This is a genomic window from Paraburkholderia sp. GAS448 (assembly GCF_050435685.1).
Classification (GTDB): domain Bacteria; phylum Pseudomonadota; class Gammaproteobacteria; order Burkholderiales; family Burkholderiaceae; genus Paraburkholderia.
Window position 1 is genome coordinate 1 of the sequence record NZ_JBNDKT010000119.1, and the last position, 2,781, is coordinate 2,781.

General features: G+C 68.2%; 3 protein-coding genes and 1 pseudogene. 1 reads left to right on the forward strand and 3 read right to left on the reverse strand.

The features are described from left to right. Positions 1–189: 189 nt before the first annotated feature. Positions 190–510, forward strand: coding sequence for a DUF3489 domain-containing protein (locus tag P3T23_RS47405; protein WP_429322907.1), 321 nt, complete (start codon positions 190–192; stop codon positions 508–510). Here P3T23_RS47405 and P3T23_RS47410 read toward each other — a convergent pair. From P3T23_RS47410 to P3T23_RS47420, 3 genes and pseudogenes are all read right to left on the reverse strand, one after another. After that, on the reverse strand, positions 492–1,511 hold the full coding sequence (locus P3T23_RS47410) for a DNA modification methylase (RefSeq protein ID WP_429322908.1): 1,020 nt from the start codon (positions 1,509–1,511) through the stop codon (positions 492–494). The genes P3T23_RS47405 and P3T23_RS47410 overlap by 19 nt on opposite strands. A gap of 61 nt (positions 1,512–1,572) precedes the next feature. Next, positions 1,573–1,737, reverse strand: a pseudogene (locus tag P3T23_RS47415) (ParB N-terminal domain-containing protein); the annotation flags it as partial. A 1-nt stretch (position 1,738) separates the two neighbouring features. Then, positions 1,739–2,329, reverse strand: a complete 591-nt coding sequence (locus tag P3T23_RS47420; protein WP_429322909.1) for a hypothetical protein — start codon at positions 2,327–2,329, stop codon at positions 1,739–1,741. Positions 2,330–2,781: the final 452 nt, after the last annotated feature.

The window sequence follows — 2,781 nt, forward strand, 5'->3', positions numbered from 1 at the left end:
CCATTCGAGGTCTTCGAACGTATGCTCGCAACCGCTTCGATACACTCAGCTTCCATTCATTAGCCCCCTGTTGCGCTTCACTCTTGAAACCGCCCTGCAAGGACCACCGGCAAGGCGACCGCAAGGACGACCAGCAAGAGCATCGCAAGGACGCCTCGCAAGAGCGGCAACAAGACCACCAGCACGCCTGTGAAGGCGACTGCATCCACGCGTGCCAAGGCCCCGGCGAAGGCGCCGCGTGCCCGCCAGCAGGCTGCACGCGCGCCTCAGGAGGCAACGCAGGCGCCGGGCGCGCCCGCAGCCGCAGGTTCGCCACGCGAGGATTCGAAGCTCGCGCGGGTGCTCGGCATGCTCGGCACCGAAACCGGGGCCACGCTCGCGGCCCTGATGGCCGCGACCGGCTGGCAGGCCCATTCGGGCTTCATCAGCGGCACGCTGCGCAGGAAGCTCGGCCTGAACGTAAGCAGCGCGCGCGTCGACGGCCAGCGCACCTACCGCATCGCGACCTGATCCGCCGGCATATCGAAGCACGCGCCATCCGCCTCGCGGATGGCCGTCCCGCCACTCCAGTCCTGCCAGCGCTTCACGATCACGTCGCAATAGCGCGGATCGATGTCCAGCAGCCGCGCCACGCGGCCGGTACGCGCGCACGCAATGAGCGTGGTGCCCGAGCCGCCGAACGGGTCCAGCACGGTTTCGCCCGCGCGGCTGCCGTTCATGTCCAGATATTCCACCAGCGCCACCGGCTTCATGGTCGGGTGCATGTCGCTGCGCGCCGGCCGCCTGAACGTCCACACGGTGGACTGCCTGCGGTCGCCGTACCAGCGGTGCGGCGCGCCCGGCTTCCAGCCGTAGAGCACCGGCTCGTGCTGCCAGTGGTAGTCGTGGCGGCCCATCACGAATGCGGGCTTGACCCATACGCAGCACTGCGCGAGGCGAAACCCGGCGTCGCTGAACGCGCGCCGGACCGTCAGGCCGTGGGTGTCGCCATGAAATACGTACACGGGCGCACCGGCCGTGGCGACTGCGAACATCCGGCCATACGCGGCGAGCAGAAACTGATGGAACGCCGCCTCGGACATCGCATCATTGACGATTGACAGGCGCCGTTTCGACTTGCCTTCATAGGCGACGTTGTACGGCGGGTCGGTCACGATCTGCTGCGCGTGGGCGCCGTCCATCAGCCGGCCCAGGTCGCCCATGGCCGTCGCGTCGCCACACATCACGCGGTGTGCGTCGCACCGCCACACGTCGCCGGGGCGGCTCACCGGCACGTCGGGGTAGTCCGGTGCCGCGTCGTCGTCCGTGAGACCCGTTGCGCCAGCGGGGCCAAGCAGGCGCTCCAGCTCGCCGGTTTCAAAGCCGGTGAGGCTCAGATCAAAGCCGTCGTCGCGCAGCGCGCCGAGTTCGAGCGCGAGCAGTTCGCTGTCCCAGCCGGCGCGCAGCGCGAGCTGGTTGTCGGCGAGGATGTAGGCACGCCGCTGCGCGTCGGTCATGCGCGCGAGCACCACGCACGGCACCGTCTGTCATGCCCAGCGTGCGGGCCGCGGCCAGCCGCCCGTGACCGGCCAGCACGTGGCCGTCCTCGTCAACCGGCACGGGGTTGGTGAACCCCCACTGGCGAATGCTCGCGGCAATCAGTTCAACCTCCTCGCGCGAATGGGTACGCGCGTTGCGTTCATACGGCACGAGCGCATCAATGGGCCGCTGCTCGATCACCGGCCGTGCGTACGCCATCTCAGGCGGCCTGTTCGCTCACCTCGTCGACCACGATGGCCGCCTCGCGCAGCAGCGCGTCGATGCGGCCGAACGCGTGGTCGAATTCGCCGCCCTTCGTGCGGGTACCCAGCAGCGCGGCCGTGAGGATCGCCGTATGCGCGGCCACCGTCTGGCGGTGCGCGCCGCAGCGCGCGGCGAGGCTCACCTGCGTCTCCGGCGTACGGGTGAGCAGGTTGGCGACCAGCGCCTCGCGCAGCCGGAGGTGCAGCGCCTGCTGCGGGAAGAGGGCGGCGGTGTGCACTACCAGGAGCGCGCGTGCTGCCGCCCATTCGGGGTTCGCGTAGTGCCCGGCGCAGCAGGGTCTGCGGCACGAACAGGTCAGATCGCGCGGCGCGTAGCTGACGATCAGCAGCGCCTGCTGCACGGGCGTGAGCTGGTCCATGCGGCGGCGGATGCGGGCCACCTGGGTGCTGGCGTCGTCACCGGTGAGCGTCTCGTCGCCTGCGGCGTCCCGGTGCAGCGCCGCGAGCGCGGAGGGGCCGCTGCGCAGCACGGCATGGCGCAACGCCTCGCCGAGAGCGGCGGCGGTGCTGGTGTAACGGGCTTTCATGGCGGGAGGCGCAGTGCAGATACACAAAAGCCCGCACTCGGGCGGGCTCTGGTCGCATTACGGGCACTACGAATTAATCGCCATAATAGGCAGAAAATGTCGAATGTCAAGCGGTCGTGAAAAAATCGCTGCTTCGGCATGCCAGGGATCAGGGACAGCGCACACCCAGACGCAGTGTCCGGCGTTCCCCCGACACGTCCCGTGCATGCCCCGAAGACGTCCATGCACGCCGGTTGAAGTCAATTGGCAGCGGCATTTCCGACAGAAAATGTCGAAGGCTGAGCGAGACACGAGGGCGATTCCGGCGTTTCCCGCGCCGGGGAAGTAGACATAAAACACGGTGTCAACCACTCGGCCTGTAGAGGCTAAGTTGTAATGTCCGCTTTTAGCCAAGTTCAAATGTCCGCTTTTTCGCAGCGTAAGCTGACCGGCCGCCGGCGTTCCGGCGCGGG